21 protein-coding genes and 1 riboswitch are annotated in these 22272 nt (G+C 32.9%); of the genes, 2 read left to right on the forward strand and 19 right to left on the reverse strand.

The window, feature by feature from the left end; genetic code table 11:
* Positions 1-70 precede the first annotated feature (70 nt).
* The 19 genes from ACMGE6_RS03690 to ACMGE6_RS03780 form a co-directional block, all read right to left on the reverse strand.
* Positions 71-1831, reverse strand: a complete 1761-nt coding sequence (locus tag ACMGE6_RS03690) for an acyltransferase family protein (RefSeq protein ID WP_414054472.1) — start codon at positions 1829-1831, stop codon at positions 71-73.
* Positions 1832-2232: 401 nt separating this feature from the next.
* Positions 2233-3015, reverse strand: a complete 783-nt coding sequence (locus ACMGE6_RS03695) for a hypothetical protein (protein WP_414054473.1) — start codon at positions 3013-3015, stop codon at positions 2233-2235.
* A gap of 195 nt (positions 3016-3210) precedes the next feature.
* The gene (locus tag ACMGE6_RS03700; protein WP_414054474.1) at positions 3211-3846 is read right to left on the reverse strand and encodes an FMN-dependent NADH-azoreductase; all 636 of its coding nucleotides are present in this window, start codon (positions 3844-3846) and stop codon (positions 3211-3213) included.
* A gap of 169 nt (positions 3847-4015) precedes the next feature.
* Positions 4016-4387 (reverse strand): iron chaperone, encoded by a 372-nt coding sequence (locus tag ACMGE6_RS03705; protein WP_414045213.1) that lies wholly within the window; start codon positions 4385-4387, stop codon positions 4016-4018.
* A 20-nt stretch (positions 4388-4407) separates the two neighbouring features.
* Positions 4408-5079: an ABC transporter ATP-binding protein gene (locus ACMGE6_RS03710; RefSeq protein WP_414054475.1), complete on the reverse strand. Its 672-nt coding sequence runs from the start codon at positions 5077-5079 to the stop codon at positions 4408-4410.
* Entirely contained in the window at positions 5076-6005 is a 930-nt protein-coding gene (locus ACMGE6_RS03715) for an ABC transporter permease (RefSeq protein WP_414054476.1), read from the reverse strand. Before ACMGE6_RS03715 ends, ACMGE6_RS03710 begins: the two co-directional genes overlap by 4 nt.
* Positions 6002-7165 (reverse strand): ABC transporter permease, encoded by a 1164-nt coding sequence (locus ACMGE6_RS03720; RefSeq protein WP_414054477.1) that lies wholly within the window; start codon positions 7163-7165, stop codon positions 6002-6004. The genes ACMGE6_RS03715 and ACMGE6_RS03720 overlap by 4 nt, the downstream gene beginning before the upstream one ends.
* Positions 7166-7206: 41 nt before the next feature.
* On the reverse strand, positions 7207-8682 hold the full coding sequence (locus ACMGE6_RS03725) for a hypothetical protein (RefSeq protein WP_414054478.1): 1476 nt from the start codon (positions 8680-8682) through the stop codon (positions 7207-7209).
* 163 nt (positions 8683-8845) lie between these two features.
* Complete coding sequence (locus tag ACMGE6_RS03730; RefSeq protein ID WP_414054479.1) at positions 8846-10156, reverse strand: MFS transporter; 1311 nt, start codon at positions 10154-10156, stop codon at positions 8846-8848.
* Positions 10157-10281: 125 nt separating this feature from the next.
* Complete coding sequence (locus ACMGE6_RS03735) at positions 10282-10545, reverse strand: hypothetical protein (protein ID WP_414054480.1); 264 nt, start codon at positions 10543-10545, stop codon at positions 10282-10284.
* A gap of 211 nt (positions 10546-10756) precedes the next feature.
* Positions 10757-11986, reverse strand: a complete 1230-nt coding sequence (locus ACMGE6_RS03740; RefSeq protein ID WP_414054481.1) for a carboxylate--amine ligase — start codon at positions 11984-11986, stop codon at positions 10757-10759.
* Positions 11987-12161: 175 nt separating this feature from the next.
* Complete coding sequence (locus ACMGE6_RS03745) at positions 12162-12758, reverse strand: YdeI/OmpD-associated family protein (RefSeq protein ID WP_414054482.1); 597 nt, start codon at positions 12756-12758, stop codon at positions 12162-12164.
* A gap of 29 nt (positions 12759-12787) precedes the next feature.
* Entirely contained in the window at positions 12788-13555 is a 768-nt protein-coding gene (gene modA / locus ACMGE6_RS03750) for a molybdate ABC transporter substrate-binding protein (protein WP_414054483.1), read from the reverse strand.
* A gap of 77 nt (positions 13556-13632) precedes the next feature.
* Positions 13633-15156, reverse strand: coding sequence for an alkyl hydroperoxide reductase subunit F (ahpF, locus tag ACMGE6_RS03755; RefSeq protein WP_414054484.1), 1524 nt, complete (start codon positions 15154-15156; stop codon positions 13633-13635).
* A 105-nt stretch (positions 15157-15261) separates the two neighbouring features.
* On the reverse strand, positions 15262-15831 hold the full coding sequence (gene ahpC / locus ACMGE6_RS03760) for an alkyl hydroperoxide reductase subunit C (protein WP_414045224.1): 570 nt from the start codon (positions 15829-15831) through the stop codon (positions 15262-15264).
* Between the two features lie 219 nt (positions 15832-16050).
* Complete coding sequence (locus ACMGE6_RS03765; protein ID WP_414054485.1) at positions 16051-17385, reverse strand: sodium-dependent transporter; 1335 nt, start codon at positions 17383-17385, stop codon at positions 16051-16053.
* Between the two features lie 283 nt (positions 17386-17668).
* Positions 17669-18460 (reverse strand): energy-coupling factor transporter transmembrane component T family protein, encoded by a 792-nt coding sequence (locus ACMGE6_RS03770; RefSeq protein ID WP_414054486.1) that lies wholly within the window; start codon positions 18458-18460, stop codon positions 17669-17671.
* Positions 18453-19856, reverse strand: a complete 1404-nt coding sequence (locus ACMGE6_RS03775) for an ABC transporter ATP-binding protein (protein WP_414054487.1) — start codon at positions 19854-19856, stop codon at positions 18453-18455. The genes ACMGE6_RS03770 and ACMGE6_RS03775 overlap by 8 nt, the downstream gene beginning before the upstream one ends.
* Positions 19857-19858: 2 nt before the next feature.
* Positions 19859-20449, reverse strand: coding sequence for an ECF transporter S component (locus ACMGE6_RS03780; protein WP_414054488.1), 591 nt, complete (start codon positions 20447-20449; stop codon positions 19859-19861).
* Between the two features lie 69 nt (positions 20450-20518).
* Positions 20519-20623, reverse strand: a riboswitch (TPP riboswitch).
* A gap of 183 nt (positions 20624-20806) precedes the next feature.
* Between ACMGE6_RS03780 and ACMGE6_RS03785 the strand changes: the two genes are divergently transcribed.
* Positions 20807-21328, forward strand: a complete 522-nt coding sequence (locus tag ACMGE6_RS03785; RefSeq protein WP_414054489.1) for a GNAT family N-acetyltransferase — start codon at positions 20807-20809, stop codon at positions 21326-21328.
* Positions 21329-21437: 109 nt separating this feature from the next.
* Positions 21438-22265, forward strand: coding sequence for a formate/nitrite transporter family protein (locus ACMGE6_RS03790; protein ID WP_414054490.1), 828 nt, complete (start codon positions 21438-21440; stop codon positions 22263-22265).
* Positions 22266-22272: the final 7 nt, after the last annotated feature.

Genomic DNA, 22272 nt, shown 5'->3' on the forward strand with positions numbered 1-22272 from the left:
TACCTCCTATTCACCCACATTATACGCGTAAACATAACAAAAAGGATAGGTTTCCCTATCCTTTAAATCATTATTTTTCTACCACTTTAACAATCTCATCGGTAACAATCTTATTCATCGCCTTAACACCCGGATATTCTAGATGAATACCATCTGGTGCAAAGTATTCTGGATGACCTTGCGATGTTTTATACCAATCAATAATATGAACATTTTTAAGTTTTTTAGCATAACGATACATCTCTTCGTTAACGTGAGCTTCATAATCTCTTGGTACACGTGCAGTAACTAAAAATACAGTTGCTTTATTGAATTTCTTCAATATCGTTTCCATGTGATAATCTTCAAAGTCACCATTTGTTCCTAGATACAATACAACGATACCATCTTTACGATTAAATTCAGGGTAGTTATCTGCCACTGGAATTGCTTTATAGATACTACGTCCTACTTCTCCATCGATTGTTGCATTCGGGAACACTTTTTTAATTTCATTATTAATATCTACAAGTACCGAATCTCCGATAAATAAAGGCGCATAAGGATACGTTTTTGTAGGTGCTTCTCCGTCTGCACCCTCTACCTGTACAGGTGCGATACGTTTAATTGCTGGTGCGATTGATTTAGTTTTAGTTACTACAATTTTATCACTATGTTCTGGTGCTTCCGCCTTTACAGTCTTAACTAAATAAGGTGTTGCAATTAATAGATAAAGACTCAGTAATAGTGTTGTGAATTGTTTAGCATTTTTGACATCAATAAATGTCTTAAGTCCTCTTTTTCTAAATGGCTGTTCAATGAACTGATAACTGATAACTGCCATGATGACTGTGAGGAGAATTGAAAATATGTGAACATACCACGGAATCTGACCTTGAATAAAGTGAGACTGCATCAATACAATAATCGGATAATGCCATAAATATAAACTATATGAATAACGACCGATCCATGTAAGTACCGGTAAACTTAACACTTTAGAAATGAAAGTCTCTGGATGAACACTGGCCATAATAAATAGTAACGTAAAAATTCCTAATACATATAATCCACCTTGGAATACTGATGCACTATGTTCAGTAAATACAAAAAATGAGCGAATTAAGAATAAAAATCCTATTAAACCTATAACATCAATAAACCATACAACATATTTTGGCGGATGCTCTTTTAGCTTGTAAGCAGGCCAGATGAGTGCAAGCATTGCACCTAGTAATAATGTTTGGAGACGGGTATCTGTTCCAAAGTAAATACGTGAGATACTTAAAGATGGATTAAATAAAATCCACATAATTGCCATTGAAATAATTGAAACTACAAAAAATACAATAAAAATCTTGGATTTCTTTTTCATAAATTTAAATAGTAATAATAGAATGAACGGGAAGAACAAGTAGAATTGTTCCTCAATTGCAAGTGACCATAAATGCTTTAAAGGTCGAGGTTCTAAACTTTGGAAATAATCAAGACCATCAAAGATGTACCACCAGTTCGATACATAGAATAATGCTGCCAGCATATCCTTTTTAATTTGATACAGTAACTCTCGATCAAAGAATATGATGTATTGAACTACAATAAACATCATAAACAGCACAGGTGGCAGCAAACGTTTAATACGTTTATACCAGAAATGTGCCAGATTAATTGTTTGCTTAGTTTCATACTCTTTAATCAATAATGTTGTAATTAAATATCCTGAAATAATAAAGAATGTATCTACACCTAAAAAACCACCCGGTAACCACTTTGGATTAAGGTGAAAAATAATAATTGCTACAACAGCAATTGCCCTCATACCATCTAGTCCGGGAAAATATTGTTTTCTCATTACAATAACCTACCTTTTTTAACATAAACGTAACATAATTGAAATACTTTATTAATAATACATCCATTTTTATAAATTTACAACCTAAAAAAGGCTTTTAATTGTTTAAATTTGTCATAACCTTTAAAAAGGTGACAATTTTAACGAAAAAAATCACACCTATTTATAATTATAGCGAAAATAGGTATGATTCAAAATGATTACTATTATTTGTTTTTCTTGTCAGAAAGATCCTTCACCTTACCACCTATTGATGATTTTGTCTGATCTTTAACAGTGCCGGAAATTGAACCTTTTTTTTCTTCAGTCATACGAATCCCTCCTTTATACTGTATGTAATTTATTTTAACTTAATTAAATAGTATTGTGTAATGATATCCATAAGACTCGCCACTTTCTATCTAATCAGTTAATTCATAGGCACGATTTAATAAATGGTTTAAATTTAATTTTGGACGTTCACGAGTATCCACAACTTCTATATTATGACGATTTGACTCAGGTTGGTAGTAGTGAACATAACAATTAATCATGCCACTTTGATTTTTTTCTTTGTCATCTAGCCAAGCATTCAACTCTTGCTGACTCATAAAGATTCCTTCAATCCCATTATCCTGCTCTGTCACATATTTAGACTTTTCATCGACTTTTACAAGCATGGCATAGTAGTCACAACTCGTAAAAATCTTATCGTTTCCCTTATGCCAGGCTGATACACGATGAGGTTTGATTTCTTCTTCTGAATTCAGGAACTCATAATCGCGGGAGGTACTGATGTAGATTCGATTCAATTTATCATTTAGTTTGCATGTTAATATATTATATTTTAAATTGATAAACTCAATATCAGGGTGTGATTGCATTAATTTATCTTTTACAAAGTTCACCATTTCTGAACGTTTGAAAGAACGTGCTTTCGTCTTAGTATTACTGTAATTAACAGAAGCTTCACGTTTTTCACCATATTGATTTGATTGAGGCAACTGAATCTCAGCTTCTTTCATTATCTGATATACCTCAATGATTTCTACTTTTAATGCATTCGTCAGAAATTCTACCTCATCTATAGAACCTTGTGTAAAAAGCAAAGCACGGGCTATATTTTGCTTTTTTAGATTAGAATAAATCATCGGACATTTTTCTTCAACTTCTTTAAGTTTTAAGTATAGCTCTATTGTTCTCATGACCTCACCCCTAAAATGGTTATATCTATTATTATTAGCATTTTTTTCATTATACCATCATCATATAGAGGATGATAACGTTCACAACAAGTTCACAATATTAAGATTTATTGACCCCTTGCACCAATATAAAAAACGAACCAACTATAAATTAAATTGCAATTTATAGCTGGTTCGATCTAATACTTTATTCAGTTAGAATTTCTCAGCTAAGTTTTGAGCTTTCTCAATTGCTTTTGCTTTAATCGTCTCTGCTTGATCAGGTACAGCGTTTTGTCCTTCAATAATAATTTCTTCAACACTTGGAATCCCAAAGAATCCTAAGATTGTTTGAAGGTATCGGTTACCTAATTCAAAATCTGCCGCTGGTCCTTCAGAATAGAATCCACCACGTGCTTGAATCAATAATGCTTTTTTATCTGTTAATAATCCTACAGGACCATTTTCAGTGTATTTAAATGCTTTGCCTGCAACTGCTACTGCATCAATATATGCTTTTACAATGGCCGGGAAAGATAAATTCCACATTGGTGTAACAAATACGTATTTATCTGCCGCTACAAACTCATCACTTAATTCATTTAAACGTGAAACTTTTTGTTGCTCTGTTTCTGATAAAGCTTCGAATGCTTCACCTGATTGTAATTTACCCCAGCCTGCAAAAACTTCTTTATCGATTAATGGAATAAATGTTTCGTATAAATCAATGTGTTTCACTTCATGCTCAGGATTAGCCGCTTTATAACTTTCAATAAATGCTTTCCCTGTAGCCATAGAAAATGAAACTGTTTCATCATTTGGATGTCCTGTGATATATAGTACTTTAGTCATGTTAATTACTCCTTCAAAATAAGTTTATTTTTTATATTTGATATAATTATTATACTTAATAATTATAATTAGTCAATACAAATGTTTTAGTTAATAATAAAAAAAGAACGTACCCACATTTGGTACGTCCCATTAAAATTTAATAACTAAAATCATCTCAAGCCTATTCTTATTTTCTCCAAAACGTATTAACGTCCTGTTTGTCTTCTATATTATATTCAATGATTTCTCTCAGAAGATCATAGTTCATTGTGTCGTTCCACTTTACTTTATACAATCCTTTAGTCTGCGCATAACCTGATGCATCAATTTTATCTTTAAATACTGACATCGTATGATTCTCTGGTGCAATTGATATGTGTGGTTTCGCCGTACTAATCCCTAAAATAAACGTGCCATGATGTGAATACATTGGTGTGTTCCATTTAAATTCACGCTCTAAGTCCGGGAAATTACTTTCAATCCATTCGAACAATTCTTGTAACTTATTGCTGTGAATTTCATTATTGATTTTATCAAAAAAAGGATCAAATTTATGCATGTATTACCTCCATTGTTCATTTAAATTGATTGTAACATATCTTCAAATACCCAGCCTTTTTCAACTAACACTTGTTTATAGAAGGGGTCTTTTCCGATCAATTTAATACTATCCCCGATTGCTTCAACTTCATCCAGATGATGCGTAGTTAATATTATAAGTTTATTTTGTTTAAGTTCATTTATTAAACGATGAATATCATATCGTGATTTTAAATCAATGCCTACTGTTGGCTCATCCAGAATAATAATTTCAGGATTTCCAAGCAGTCCAACCAACATATTCACTTTGCGTTTTGTACCACCAGATAACGATTGTACTTTAGCTTTATCTTCGGTAAGATTTAAAGATTGCTTATAAGACTTGATGACTTCCTCACTTACCGGATTTTTATATAGTCCTTTAAAAAAATTAATATTTTCAGCTACAGTCATATGTTCAAATAATGCAATATCCTGAGGGATATAACCTAAAGTATCTCTCAATGCTTTAGTAGACAATGTTTTTCCAAAATATTTTATTTCACCAGCATCTTGAGTATCGAGCTTAGCTATCATACGTAATAATGTCGACTTACCGGCTCCATTTTCACCCAGCAATATCGTTACTGCCTGATGATTAAATGTTGTATTTAAATGATTAAAGATTTGTTTTTCACCAAAACGTTTTGTTAAATTTTGAATTTCTATCATATTAATCCTCCAGTTACTGCAGCGATATATAAAGATATCAATGCAATAGTAAATGTAACTGTCATAAACAATCTGTGACTTGTTGTTTTTACTTTGAATAATAATATACTTAATATCAGCTCATAGATAATTGTTACGATTAAACATAATAAATAAAACGTCAAACTCATGTGCTGCTGCATTAACTGCGCCACCATGAAAAGAGACAGAATGATGAGCAACGTATGTATCACAACATATATCAAATGCAGATACAACTTTGTATGTCTAAACATATAGAGACGATTGAGTGCTGCATCTTGTTTTAATCTTTGATGTAGTACAATTTGAATCATTGAGATAAAGAGGAAGACTGCAAAAATGACACTCAAACTAATAGATGTGTCCTGATGTTTCCCAATCGCAAATTGCTTTAACTGATTGGTCGGAGTTTTTTGTTTATATTGATGTTGTACTGATTGTAACGATACTTTTTTATATTGATTGATATGATGTGTTACGATAAATGGAATTTGTTCTTCGTATAAAGTTTTACTCGTTATTTCCTGGGCAATGGTACCGACGAAGTCATCTCTGTAATAAAGAGGAATAGCATCACGTAGGGACTTATCTTTTAATTTCTGTTCAAAGCCTTCAGGAATCGAAAAACTGAGTACTGCATTATTTGTTTTTATACTATCTTCAATAAAGGCATCATCGTTATCTAATCGCTTGATGACTACAAATGGATTTTTCGATAAAGACGTGATAAGTGCTTTTGATGCATGCGTTTGATCTAAATCCTGTACTGCAATCGGCATTTTGAACACTTCATTCATCTTCTGCTGCATAGTATATAATGCTATACATGACAAAAAGATTGCTAATAATAAAGCAATATAGGATTGCCATTGTTTCTTTATAACTAGGTATAGTATTGATTTCATCGTCTATACCTCCAGATAAGTGTAATAATTAGCAGGATGAATACGGCAATTATACTAAAATAAAACCATATATCTGTTTTAATCAAATAGTTATTAAGCACCAGTTCTACGAAATGATTGAATACATGGCTTAATGGCTGATTGTAAATCGTACCACCTAATACATCTTTAAAGTATATAGAAGGTATTGTTGCTCCTGAAAATACGACAACAAACAGTGTTAATACACCCTTCAAAAGCAAGTGTAATGCTTTAGGCATCATTTCAATGAGTATCAATAACAGAGCAATTAACAATATATATAGCAGTATATTGCCTGCTAAAGGTCCTACATTATAGCTTTCAAAATCAGAAGGCAACCATTTTATAATAAGAAACAGCATAATACTCGCTATGATTAATGTATATAGAAAACTGATTATTCCTCTGACAATTGTAAGTTTTTCAAATGAGAAATGGAACATCGTCAGTCTCTCTTTTAGCGCTTTATCCTGATTCATCTTTAAAATATTAAATAAAGATAAGAAGAACAAATATACACCTATAAAGTATGCAGATAATGTGTAGTATTGATATGTATCATACAATTTTACTGGCGATTCATCAAAAGATCCATTACGGTCGAGTCCTGTAAATAACATATCTGTCATCATCGTTAACATTTCGTCTTTCGTTGTTTCAGGATATAGTGTTTTATATGTTTTCGCACCACCCATTGATAGCATTAAGCGACTGTAAACAGAGTCTGTCAATTGATAGATGATGATGCTTTCTAGTGATTGTTTATCATATGTATAAACAGAGATAGGGAGATTGCCTTGTTTATAAAATACGCGCGTCATTCCTTTATCAAATACAAAATAGCCATCAAGTGCATGTTGTGCTAATTTTTTTCTTGCTGTCAACTCATCATAGCGCTTTAATTCAATATCACTACCCATGCTCTGACCGTCACCAATGGCTTTTAATATAAGCTCCGTTTCCTTTGAATGATCCTGATCCACTAGTCCAATCGAAAATTTGTCGTTTTGATGATCTTTATATACAGATAACCCTAATAAAATGCCAAGTGATGCAATAAATAACAATAATATATAAATTAGCAAATACCACTTTTTCAATAAGAAAGAGTGATAAATGCTGAATAACTGACGTTTCACATTTATCACTCCTTTTCATATAAATAATCTTTTCTCGTATTCTATTTTAGATCTTTTGCAGCATCTTCAAAGACTTTACCTGCATTTTTTGAAATTTGTTTTTGTAAATCTTCAATTTCACTTGTTGACATCTTACTTAAATCTTTAGCACCGTCTTTTTTAACTTTTACATCTTGTTTTAACTTCGTTACTGCATCAATCATGAATTTAATTGGTTCGTTTTGAACATTCATAGAGAATTCTGCTTTTTGTTTTTGTTCATTATTTCCGATATCTGTAACCATGTCATTTGTATAATCCAGTTTTAAATCCTGACCTGCAACTTGAGATAAATCAATCGTACCTTTATCCGTACGTTTATCACCATCTGTTTTTGATTCATTTACGAAAGTGATAGCTTTTTCACCATTATCATTAATTGTCATTTTATAATCATCTTTATAGCGGTCATCTTTTTTATTTGATTCCCCTGTTAATACAAAGCCATTTGATACATCTTTTGTTGAACCTTTAATGTCTACTTTTACATTGTCATCAATTTGAGTTAATGCGTTAAGCTTCAATTCCTCTTTATCACTTGTAATAACTAAATCACGTTTTAAAATTTCTTTACCTTCCACATAGATTGTAGATACAACTTTAGGAAATTCTGATTCTTTTTGATCTTTAGTTTCTTTTAGTAACTTCTTAATCTCTTTATCATAATCGACACCATTACCTTGTTTCGTAACTAATTCTTTAAGTTCTTTATCATCTTTAGCTTGCTCTAACATTTTTACAAGTACTTTTTTCATATCTTTTGGTTGTAACGTCATCGTTAATTTATCAAGATTTTTTTCTTCATCGAAGATCTTTACTTTTTCATTATCTTTTTTGAACTGATCATCTTTTAAATTATCGATAAAAGTTTTACCATAACGATCTACAATTTTCTTTACATCTTCTTGTGAAATTTGAGCATTACCTAATAAATTATTTAAATTTAGTGAATCATTTGTCATTGTTTCATCCATTGGAGAGCCTGAAATTTTTTCAAATGTTTCAATGATTTTGTTATTAGGTACACTTAAGACATTATCCAATACCGGTGCAGAAAAATATTGATTTTTCTCATCTGCCTGCCATGCAAATTCACCAATTTTATTATCTGCAAGTGTTGGTGTAATACTTAAATTAGATAGTTTATTCTTATTGTCATGTGCCATATCCAAAATAATGTTAGATGAATCAATTGCAGATTTAGGAACACCCATTTGAGCTACTAAAGATTCAGGAATATCTGCTCCAAGCTTTAAGTTCATTGCATAGTTTTCATCTTTCATTTTTTCCTGGAATTTCGTTTCATTTTCAAAACGATTATTAAAATAATCCTGCATCGTTTGTAAAGATTGCTGTTCACTTTTCAGATAAGCATTTTTAGGTGTGTTGGATACGAAGAAATACGCTGCTGCTCCACCACCGATAATTAAAGCTAGTGCTGCAATAATACCTACCAACAATCCTTTTGATTTTTTCATGCTGTTTCCTCCATATTATTATTTTAATATTGCTTTAAAATTATCATAACAAAATCGAAATAATTTCGAAATACTTTTCACAAAATTAACCAAAAATTTTATAATTTATGAAATAAAGTTTAGTGCGTTTTGAACAGATGCATCAAATATATTCAAATTAAATTTAAATTATCTTGCGATTACTGCTTAAACGAATGACTTTGTAATGAAGGATGTATGCGCCAAATGCCATCACAAATAATGATAAAATAGCTATTCGACTAGCTAGTGGTCCAAAATCTTTCAAGATTAAAGTAATCGTGCCATAAATAAATGGTCCAAATACCGCAGATAATTTACCACTCATCGAAAACAATCCGAAGAATTGACCTTCTTTTCCTGGAGGTGATAATTCAATGATCAAAGTTCTTGAAATCACCCATATAGATCCCATCGCTATGCCAAATAAAATGGCACAAATATAAAAAGTTGCTTTCGGTAAAGGCAAGCTTGCAATAATCAACGCAACCATCAAAACGAGTGCGACATAGTGCAGAGCTTTTAGTGAGCCGATACTTTTAGCAATGTAACCAAAAATAAATGCACCGATTACACTAAAAACTGTTGCAATCATAAATATTTTGATAAATTCACTTGAAGTAAATCCAACGACAGTAGTCGCATAAGGCTGCATCATACTAATAGCGGTAGCAAGAGCATCATTTAAAAAGAAATAAACAATTAAAAAAACATAAATTGCAGGCTCTTGTCTTGCAAGTTTATAAGTCGACACAACTTCTCTGTAACCAGAAGATAGGCTGACCTTTTCATTGCTTTGTATTATTTTATTGTGTTTGTCACCATCCTTACCAAAAATAAAAATAGGTAGACTAAAAATTAAAAATAAAATAGCTGTTGGAATAAAGGTCTTACCAGCATCACCAGTCCCTACTAGAGCCATCACTGTGAGCACACCGAACAAAGTGCCTAGATATCCTAACGCCACACCAAATCCTGACAGCACTGAATGATCCTCTCTAGGTGCCAGACTACTCATCATTGCATCATAAAATACGAGGCTGGAATTATACATAAATTTTGCCACAGTAAATAATATAATAATGAGTAAAAATGATAATGGTATCCCCCATATTTCTTGATCTATACCACTTTGATAGATATAGCCCATTAAAAAAGTACACATAAATACGATTAACGTAAATATAATAACCCACTTCTTTTTCTTCTGTGTTCTATCAATATATACACCATAAATCGGGCTTAATATGATAAGTAGTAATGCCGCTACACTGGCTGAATATGCAATCCATGTCGATGATACCTGTTCAGTTACTGGATCTGTTCCAAATTGCTCGGTAACAAATTGAGGGAAAAACAAAGTGACGATATTGGCACTAAAAATTGTGTTACTAAAATCATAAAGCGCCCAGCTAATAATAGGTATCGAAAATAAAAGTTTTATATCTTTTTTCATAAGTTACTCCTTTAAAGATGACTTGTCTTTAGTGTAACGAGGAAGTGATTGAAATACTATAAATTTTCTGTTTTATTATTGTAAATAAACAATTATCAAAAAGCATATAAAAAATCAGGTAATAGTTATCTATCCCCTGATTCACTCTCATTTTTATATCTTTGTAAATCTATCAATGCATCATGTATTTGATGATATCTATCAAGCGGCTCTAAATCAATTTTGCTAAAATGTTCATTACGTTCAAAGTACTTCGCACAATTTTCAAAGACTACTAAATATTGCTCCATCGCTTCATCATCAATAGACAGTACTGCGCCATCTTTAATGACTCGATGCAGTGCAAAACTAATCTGTTCTAATAAATAAATTGCCCGAGAAATAGCCATATAACATGGGAATCAGCATTAAAATAAACTGAAGAAACCCTTTAGAAATATTGATTTTTTCAATATCTACATAAAATAAAGATTTATAATACTTTATCAAACAATCACCTAATTTATTTATTTTTCATCCTATAGTATTCTATCACTTACACTATCATCTCACCGAAAATTAGCTTTTCAAATCAAAAAAATAACCACTCGTAAAGAGTGATTATTTTTGATTTTTATACCACTGACTATTTTTATATTTTAAATAATACTTTGCATTCCTCATGAAAAGATATGACTTACGTTTCAAAGATAGATCCTTCGCATAAAATAATGGATTATAATAACGATGTTTATATATTAATTGCTTAATTTCTTTGCGTAATGACTTTTGTTTTACGTATTGCAGAATAATATTTTTTGGGACTACTGTAAACAAATGCGTTGTGTCCAGGTATTTCACAGGATGTGACTGATTTAAAATTAAATCCTCAACATAACACCTTGCAATAGAATATCCTGTTTCTTTTACATATGAACTTGAGCGTCCTGCACGAAGATTCACTTCGAAAAATTTAAATTTACCGTCTCTTGCATCATATTTCAAATCAAAATTAGCAAATCCTGTGTAGTTCAATGCCTCCATCATTTGAATGACTTTATCCATCAACGTCTTATCAAATCTTGTAATGAGTGCTGTATAATTACCGATTGCTGTCATCGCAGGCTCCTGCAATAATACTTGAGCTAGTGTAATAACCTGAGCGTTACCATTCGAATCGCTATAATACACAATATCCCATAAATCCTGATCGCTACCCTCGATAAACTCCTGAATAATAATATCTTCGCGATAACCATTATTATGTAGTAACTCAATTGTCTGATCGATTTCTTCATAGCTATCCAAGACATAAATTTTTTGTTTCTCTTTAAACTTCAAATTAAAATATGCTGTTCCATCATCTACTTTAATAATTACCGGAAATCTAATGGGTTCATTGAAGGTTTCAAGCGTTGCAAGATTAAAATGATACGTTGCAGGAATATCCAGACCAAAAGAAGCCACTGTTTCATAGAAATTTTTCTTATAATAAAGACGGTTAAATAACTCCTGTGTTGGGAAGTTAAAGGTAAAGTGTTCTCGTAATCTTGCTTCGTGTTTAATAAGTAGCTTAACGTATTCATCTGTTGTTGCTACAAGAAGCAGTTTGCGATTCTTTTTGCTGTATTTCAAAGCTATCTTTTCAAAAGTATCAATAAATACTTCATCGTCATATATCATTTTATCTATATAATATTCACTAATCAGCGTAGAAAACTTTGTGAATGATAAGTAATCTGCTGCTACAATTACCGACTTTTTCTTATAATCTTTATGAAAGCTTGCAGCGGCAGCGTACGCATGTATATTAGCACCCAAAATGATTGGGATAAAATTTAATTTGGCCATCGTCATTATCCTTTGTCTCAATTTTGCTTTAGTTTAGAAAGCTGTTTAATTCATTATATTTTTGAATGTGAGTGATTGCAAGCGAGTTTTTATCCAAGTAATGTAAATAATCAATTTCTATTATTAACATATTATAACATTAATATAACTAAAAAAAACCATAATTAACGTAATATTATCTTTCTAGTAAACCTTTTCCCTGATAAATTTTATCTGTATATTTAGCAATACGATTTCTTCTTGTTTCACTGCGTTTTGCTTTATTAATTTCTATAATATATGCGCGCTGACGCCCTGGTGTTAAGAGATAAAACGCTTCTTTCAGTTTTGAATTTTCATTAAAAGCCTCTTCAAGTTCAACAGGAATTTCTAATGTTGCAGGCGACTGCTTCAAAGGTTGTTTCCCCGACTCCTCCACACGAATTGCCTCAGCAATATAAAAACGGATGGTATCGGCTTTTTCCTCTATTTCTTCAACAGAAGTAAAGCGTAATTGACGATCTACCTGAACATGCTCTGTTTGTTGAATCAACATATTATATTTATCTTCAAGCAAGATTCCCTTATGAAAGAGCAGAGCAACATAATTTTTAAAGCCATGAATGAGTACCACATTTTTGCCATTTAGTGTATAACATGGATGCATCCATTTATACTCCTCTACTAAATCAAATTCCTGAATTATTTTTCTTAACAATTGATTTGCTTCCTGCCACTGGGTATTTTTACTAAAATACTTTTCTAATTTTTGTTCATTTGTTAAATCCCCCATAATAACTCCCCTTTTAAATAATATAACTGCTACTTAATATCGAATCCGTATGATTGATATATTTTCTTGCATTGCTTACTTATTAAGTATTGATAAAGTTCATCTGTTTCCTGTTTGTGCTTTGTAGTTTTTATTTTGGCGATTGGATAGGTTATCGTATCATGTAACTTATCATCGATCCGAATCTTATATTTGATATTATTATCTGAATGTAAGTCAGAAGTATATACAATACCAGCTTCAGTATTGCCTGTTTCAACATATGTAAGGACTTGACGCACATCTTTTGTCTGCACTATTTTTGATTTTACTTTTTGATACAACTTTGACTGATCAAGCACTTGCTTACTATACATTCCAGCCGGTACAGTTTCAGGGTTACCTAGTGCAATTTTTTCTATTTTTTTATCTTGCAAATCGTTAACTGACGACAATTTTTTATTAGAAATCAGTACAAGATGATTCTTCAGTAAGCTTGTTACATCTTGCTTATCTACAACTTTATGCTGCACGAGTCCATTTGTCTTATCTTCAGCAGCAGAAAAAAATATATCTACAGGTGCTCCTGATATGATTTGTCGTGCCAGGGCTCCTGAAGCTCCATAATTAAATTTAATATCGACATGATTATGCTTTTTTTCATACTCCTTCTCTACTTCACTTAAAGCATTTTTTAAACTCGCCGCTGCTGAAACTGTAATGATTACTTTTTCATGACTATTTTTATTCGTCGCTGATTGTTCCCGGCAACCACTCATTATTATACATATCAAGACCAGCAATAATATTTTTCTCACGCTATGGCCCCCTTTTTATTTCTATTATAATACAAAAGGGATTGCTCGAAAGAGCAATCCCTTAAATAAATATTTTCTTAGTTTCTGATTAAATAATCAAATGCACTTAATGCTGCAGTCGCACCTGAACCCATAGAAATAATGATTTGTTTGTATGTTTGATCTGTACAGTCACCTGCTGCAAATATTCCGGGTACATTTGTAGCACCATTTTTATCGACAATGATCTCACCGCGATTATTTTTTGCTACAACATCACCGACAAACTCAGTACTTGGCACTAAACCAATTTGAACGAATACACCTTCTAATTCAATCGTATGTTCTTCATTTGTATTACGATCAACATATGTCAATGCCTTTAACTTGTCATCACCCGTTAATTCTTTTGTAGCAGCCGATTTAATAATTTCAGTATTAGATAATGAAGCTAATCGATCTTGTAACACTTTATCAGCGCGTAATTCTTCACCGAATTCAAGTAATGTTACATGTTCTACAATCCCTGCTAAATCAATTGCTGCTTCAACACCTGAGTTACCACCACCCACAACTGCAACACGTTTACCTTCAAATAAAGGTCCGTCACAGTGAGGACAATAAGCAACACCTTTCGTTTGATATTCAGCTTCACCAGGGACATTCATGTTACGCCATTTTGCACCTGTACCGATGATTAATGTTTTAGATGTTAGTTTACCACCATTTTCTAAAGTTACATGCACTAAATCATCAATTTTAGCGATAGACTCAACTCGTACCGCATTCATGACGTCAATATCATAACTATTGATATGTTGTTTTAAATTCTCAGAGAATTCTGGTCCAGTTGTTTCTTTTACTGTAATGAAGTTTTCGATACCTGCTGTATCATTTACTTGACCACCGATACGCTCTGCAACAATACCCGTACGTAAGCCTTTACGCGCAGCATATATTGCAGCACTACCACTTGCCGGACCACCACCGATAACTAATACGTCAAATGTTGCTTTAGCATCAAATTCTGACGCATCAGCACCACCGCCAAGTTTCGCAATGATTTCCTCAACAGTCGCTTTACCGCTGCCAAATTCACTACCATCTAAGTACATTGTCGGTACAGCCATAATATCTTTAGATTCTTCTCTGAATGCTGCCCCGTCAATCATTGTATGTGTAATATCAGGATTTAAAACTGCCATCATATTTAATGCCTGAACGACATCAGGACATTTCGTACATGTTAAGCTAATATATGTTTCAAAATTAAATGGTCCTTCAAGCTTTTTAATCTGATCAATCACTGACTGTTCAACTTTAGGCGCACGACCACTAACTTGTAATAATGCTAACACTAATGAAGTAAATTCATGTCCTAGAGGTACACCAGCAAACGTAATGCGTGCTTCTTCTCCACTTCTGGCTAAAGTGAAACTTGGTGTACGTTTTAATTGAGCTTCTTTTAATGTGATACGTGAAGACATTGACTCAATTTGATTTAATAACGCCATCATATCTTTACTTACTTTGTCTTCTCCAGCACTTGCAGTAATCACTACATCGCCTTCCATTAACTCTAAATATTGAGCTAATTGTTGTTTCAATGTTTCATTCAACAATTACATTTCCTCCTTTTAAGGATAAATTTCCATATTTTATAGCAAAAGAGAGCACAACGTAACATTTACGTTGTGTCTCACTTTAAATATTCAATTGGGATTAACTTAGATTTTACCTACTAAATCTAAACCTGGTGTTAAAGTTTCGCCGCTTTCTTTCCATTTTGCAGGACATACTTCTCCGTCATGAGATGCAACATATTGAGCAGCTTTAACTTTATCAACTAATACTGAAGCGTCACGACCGATACCATCGTTGTTGATTTCCATTGTTTGAACAACACCATTTGGATCGATTAAGAATGTTGCACGTTGTGCAAGACCTGCTTCTTCATCTAATACGTCAAAGTTGTTAGCGATTAAGTGAGATGGATCACCAATCATTGTGTATTTAATTTTTCCGATAGCTTCTGAATGATCATGCCAAGCTTTATGTGTAAAATGTGTGTCACAAGATACTGAATATACATTGACACCTAATCCTTGTAATGTTTCATATTGCTCTTGTAAATCTTCTAATTCAGTCGGGCATACGAATGTGAAGTCTGCTGGGTAGAAGCATACAATGCTCCAGCTTCCTTTCATTGACTCATTTGATACTTCAATGAATTTGTCTTCTTTTGGATCGTAAGCATTTGCTGTGAATGGTAAGATTTCTTTATTGATTAATGACATGGATAAATTCCTCCTGGATAATAATTATTAGTTTCTAGATTAGAATAATTCTAATCTCTACACAACTTATTATTACATGAGGGAAAAATTAAGTCAACTAACTTACTCTTAAAACATCTAAATTCTTTAAGCTGTTTCATTCACATTTTGTTCACGAATATAAATATCAAAAAAATATATTTCACTTGAATAATATCATTTATATAAAGAGTTTCTCATTTACTTCATTAATAACGAAATAAATACAGCGATGATAACAATCGGTATAATAAATCTTAACAAAAATACCCATACAGTAAACAATCCTTTATATTTCTCATCCATCAATTCTTCTTTGGCGATTGCTTTATTTAAACGATAATCTGTAAATAAAGCAAAGCATAACGCTCCAATTGGTAACATAATATTCGATACTAGATAATCCATGTTATCAAAGAAGGTACCAGCACCAAATTTCACATCACTCAGTAAACCACTAGATAGTGCAGAAGGAATGCACAGTATAAATAGCAGAGCTGAAATTACATATACAGCCTTTTTACGCTTACGCTCATCATTTTTAATAGCATTAGAAACGTTAATCTCTATTAATGAAATTGATGAGGTAATCGTTGCAAAAAAGAATAATGATAAGAAAATTAAATAAAAAATACTTCCCATCGGTAACTGGTCAAACACATAAGGTAATACAATAAAGAGTAAGCCAGGTCCTTGAGCATTATCAATGCCAAGCGAAGCTGTTGCAGGGAATATTGCCAGTCCTGCTAATAGCGTGACAAGAATATTTAATCCAACAACCGAAAAACCTGATTGTACGATATCCGTCTTTTTATCTAAGTAAGAGGCATACGTTAGCATTCCACCAAAACCTACTGATAATGAGAAAAATGATTGTCCAAGTGCAAAGAGCACCCCTTCGGTATTCAGCGATGTAAAATCAGGCTTTAAGAAATAAACCACACCTTCTATAGCATTCGGTAATGTTAACGAACGGATAATAATGATTAAAAATGCGATAAATAGCAATGGCATCATCACTTTAGAAGCTTTTTCAATACCGTCTTGAATCCCTTTAGAAACAATGAATGCAGTGAGTAATATAAATAATAATGCTCCAAATATCGCATATACCGGGTTACTGATTAACTGACCAAATAAGTTTTCATAGTTTTTTGTATGTGTTCCCGTAAAAATTACGTAAATCGTTCTAATCATATACAGTAATATCCATCCACCTATGACACTATAAAAGCTCAGTAAAAAGAACACACCAATATTTCCAAGATGACCAATCAGATTATAATATCTATTGCCGGTAATTTTCCCAAATACATCCGTACTATATGTTTTGCCATGTCGTCCAATTACAAATTCCGCTAATAATAACGGCAGACCAATAAATAAGGTGAATATCATGAACAATACAAGAAATGCTGCGCCACCGTTGTCCGCCATAACATAAGGAAACTTCCACATTGCACCGAGTCCTATCGCCGAACCGGCACTGGCCAATATAAATCCAATTTTTGAACCCCAAGCTGATCTTTTTTCCATGTGAAATCCCTCATTTCATTATTTTTTAAATAAAAAAGAGGCCAATGCATACACATTGGCCTCAAAAAAAAGAGACCTAATGCATAAGCAATCGGCCTCAAGTAACGCTAATGAAGCCGCCATAGATACTTATATCTATGACGAGCATAAATATAAGTTATGACAGCTGCCACCACATATTTAATTTTGCACTAGTTTGTACAAAAGTATTCATTAACGTTACCTCACTTGTTTAATATTACTGACAATTCTAACAGTTTGTCATTGGAGCGTCAATGATAATTTATCTAGCATCATGAATATGGGTAATCGGTAATTGTACTGACAATATATATGACAGTATCATCATGATGATTACTACTAAAATTAAAATAATATCTCTATAGCTAAACGGTACTTGATAATAGTACGTTCTTTCACCATCATGGAAGCCTTTTTTCTCCATTGCAACTGACAGGCGATGTGCACGTCTAATATTTTGACTCATTAAAGGTATCAGTAAATGCTTTAATCTTTTAATTCCTCTATATTGTCTAGTATCAATTACATGATAACGCATCTTAAGTGCATTCTTTAACTGAAAATATGATTCAAACATGAGCGGCACCATACGAATCGCTGCCATAAAAGCATATGCATATTTAGGTTTAATTTTCAGATGTTGCATCAAACTATAGAATATCTTAACTACTTCACTAGTAAATGCTATTGAAAGCCCGTAAAAACTCACTGTCAATGTCCTTAAAGACAGATGTAATCCTCTAAACAAACTTTCTTTTGATATATGAATAATTCCCCACTCAAATAGCATCGTCTGTCCATCTCCGTAAAACACCATAAAGAGTGAAGAAGTTAAACTAAACAACAACATCATACTCACAAAAACTAAAATCAATTTAGCTCTGACACCACTCATACTCACCATAAATATAAACATTAAAATCGTTAAATATAACATCCAGTCAAAATTATGAATAAAAATTACAACGGCAAATAGTATAATACCTAAGATTAATTTAGTAATAATATTTGCTTCATTCAGAAAGGTTGAATATATCTTAAACTGCTCATACATTTTGAAGCCCCCTTACTTCAGCAAGGTGACCGTTTTGTATATTGAACACACGTGTTGGATAGCGTTCTATTAACTTTTCATCATGTGTCACCATTATAATCGATTGTCCGGCGGCAACCCGTGCTTTGAAGAGTTCTATTAGTTCAAAGGTGTTTTTACTATCCAGCCCAAAAGTAGGTTCATCCAGCAATATGATATCCGCTTTTGTGCTTAATGCAGTAGCCACACTCAGACGACGTTTTTGTCCCATAGATAACTCGTACGGATGTCTATGTCGCAGATGATATAACTGTAATGACTTTAATAATGCCACCGTCTCTGAAGCTGCACTCTTTTTATTCAGAAACTGATAGTTAAAGAAAATCTCATCATATACATTGCTTTGGATAAACTGCAACTCTGGATTCTGATAGACAAGATACATATGGCGTGCAGCATCTTTAATTTTTCGAAGTGCTTTGCCATTATAGCTCATACTACCGTTATGCGGAATAATCTGCATAATCGTGTCTAACAACGTTGTTTTCCCTGCACCATTCTTACCAGTTATCGCAATCCATTCATGATCTCTGACATCTAAATGATCGATATGATATAACGGTTTATCTTTGCGTTTAATATCAACATCCAACAATGATAACTTGAAACGCTCTTCGGGCGGATGAAATAACAAAGGCTCAGGCGCGCATTTGTAAGCATGAGGATGCCACACCCCGTATTCATTTAATAATGCTTCATGCTTAGCCAGTACTTCCTTTGGATGTCCACTTGTTACAATCTCACCAGAATGATTCATGAGTATAATACGGTCAACATGCTCCCATATATGTTCAACTTTATGTTCAACAATGAGCACTGTTTGATCCTCCCAAAGCTTAATCAATAGTTCCCATAAATTTCTGGTCGCTTCATGATCCAGCATGGCTGTAGGTTCATCTAAAAATAATGTGTCTGCATTTTGCAGCAATGTCCCTGCAATGGCGAGCTTTTGTTTCATACCACCACTCAACTGACTAATCTGCTGATTTTTATCAACATTTAAGTTCACCTTTTTCAGCACATCCACTATTTTCTCATCCATCATAGTTCGCGGTAATTTCTTGTTCTCTAGAATAAAAGCTAATTCTTCATATACTTTCGGCATACAGAACTGACTATCAGGATCTTGAAAGATCACACTGGAATCATCATGAATTGTGAGTGCGTCATATTTCATCGGTAGATCAATTAGATCTGGAACAATTCCACTCAATACGTTAAGCAATGTACTTTTTCCTGAGCCTGACGGACCTAGCAATAGTACTTTTTCTTTGTCTTTAATTTCTATATCTAATCCATCAAATATTTTCTCAGTTTCTCCGGGATATTTCAGACGTAAATTGGATACTTTAAGCATGCTTACAGACTATCGTAATCAGCTTGGCTTGAAGTTCTAAACAGCTTTGTGACGCCAGTCTGATCTAATGCTTTTACGATTAAGTAAGACAATAACCCGGTAACAAGTGCCCCACTAATAATACGCAATACAACATATAACAATACATTCCAGCCTGCTACTTCAGACATATAACCATAGTAATATTCAATAGGTAAACTGATAATCGCTGCTGCAACACCTGCTAAAATACTAACCATCACAGTTCGTGAACGATATTTAAAAATCATAAATACTATTTCACACGCTAAACCTTGTAAAAATGCGAAAACAAACGTTGGAATATCAAATTTCCCCATTACTATCGTTTCACCTGCACCGGCAGCAAACTCAGCAAGCAGAGCCACTCCTGCTTTTGGAACTATTAAATAAGCTACCACAGCTGCCATAAACCACACACCATACACTAACTGTTCTAAATGTAATCCTAGTGGCTTCATCGCCTCATATGGTAACCATACAAAGTTATAGACGATAGAAAATAATACTGCGACCAATACTGTTACTAAAATATCCGACAACTTTAAACCTTTTTGCTTTACTGCTCTATTCATTTCCATTCCTCCATAAAAATACGCACCCTTCAATTAAGAAGACTGCGCAAGGAAAAATAGACATAACAATGCTATGACTATACACTTCCCTACGCTAGTATCATCCAGATCAGGTTCAAAGGGTCTAAAGCTACAGCTTTATCTCAGTTTTTACAAACTCCCCTAGTGCGTTTATTAATTTGTTAATTTGTTAATTTCACACTACCGTTGAAACTATATTTTGTCAACGATAAATTACCAATGTTAATGTTTAATACATATTGAATATTACATTTCTCTCTTTACTTTACAAGTTGATATTTAAGATTTGAATGTAGATAATATAAATAAATAATAAACAGGAAAGTTGGCGATTCATTGAAAAATATCTCTATAAAACCCGTTACTCATAATGACTTAGAGGCTTTGATACACATCAGCAAGAAAACATTTGATGAAACTTTTAGACCCAATAACAATGATAAAGTGATGGATGATTATTTAGCCACATCCTTCACACATGAAAAAATGCTTGAACAGATAAACAATCCACACTCTGAATTTTATTTTGTGTATTACGATAATCAAATTGCCGGCTATTTAAAAATAAACATCAAAGATGCACAAACTGAGGAGATGGGCTCACACGCTATGGAGATTGAACGCATCTATGTGGATCAATCTTTTCAGAAACTAGGCATCGGAAAATTTTTGTATAATTTTGCACTTGAGCGTGCACATTTCTTTAAAGCACAAAAGATTTGGCTCGGTGTATGGGAATATAATATTAATGCACTTGCTTTTTATAAAAAAATGGGTTGCAAACATGTAGATTCACATATCTTCCAGATGGGAGACGAGGCACAAACAGATTTGATTATGGAGAAAATAGTTGGATAATGTTCACTTTTTCACAAATTAATTATATACACCGCTGTATTCAACGGATATAATAGTTTTGTATAAATAAATGTCTTATATTTCTTAAAAATATCGGGAGGAACAACAAATGGCTATCGAAATTCCAGCAAAAACTATTGAAGACTCTTATCCTTCAAAAAGCAACATTGAAGACGTATTAAATCAGGTTGCTGCAAAAGAAGTATCGGCTGACAAAACACCAGGAAGATATATATTAAAATCAATTATGTCAGGCTTCTTACTCGCTATCATGGCTGTCTTACAACTTGCAGTAAAAACTCAATTCGCTGAAGCAGGTCATGGTTTAGTCAACTTACTCGGCGCAATTGCTTTCAGTATTGCCCTCATCATGATTGTACTTACGAAATCAGAATTACTAACAAGTAACTTCATGTACATTACAGTTGCTTATTACTTCAAAACAATTACTATGAGTAAAGTTATGAAGATCTTTACTTTGTGTTTCCTGGGAAATATTATTGGTGGATTCGTATTATTTGGGATGATGACAGGCACTAAGGTAATGACTCCAGAAATGGTTGCAGCACTAACAAAAACTGTGAATGCCAAAACAATCGAAGCAAGCTGGCATGCTATTTTAATTAAAGGTATCTTTGCAAACTTCTTCATCAATATCGGTATTTATCTGGCACTTCAAAGTAAAGAAATGTTAGCTAAAGTATTCTTTGTCGGTATTGGCGTAGTTATCTTCGTATTTATGGCCTACGAACACGTTGTGTATAATGCAGGATTATTTGCTGGTATGATGTTCTATAATATCGACGCATTATCTTGGATTGATGTGTTAAAAAATATTGTCTTTGCGTATATTGGTAACTATATCGGTGGTGGTATCTTTATCGGTTTAGTATTTGCTTACTTAAACGGCAAAAGAGACGATATCATTAAACTATAAGAAAAAA

The organism is Macrococcus equi, from assembly GCF_047426745.1.
Taxonomy (GTDB): Bacteria; Bacillota; Bacilli; order Staphylococcales; family Staphylococcaceae; genus Macrococcoides; species Macrococcoides equi.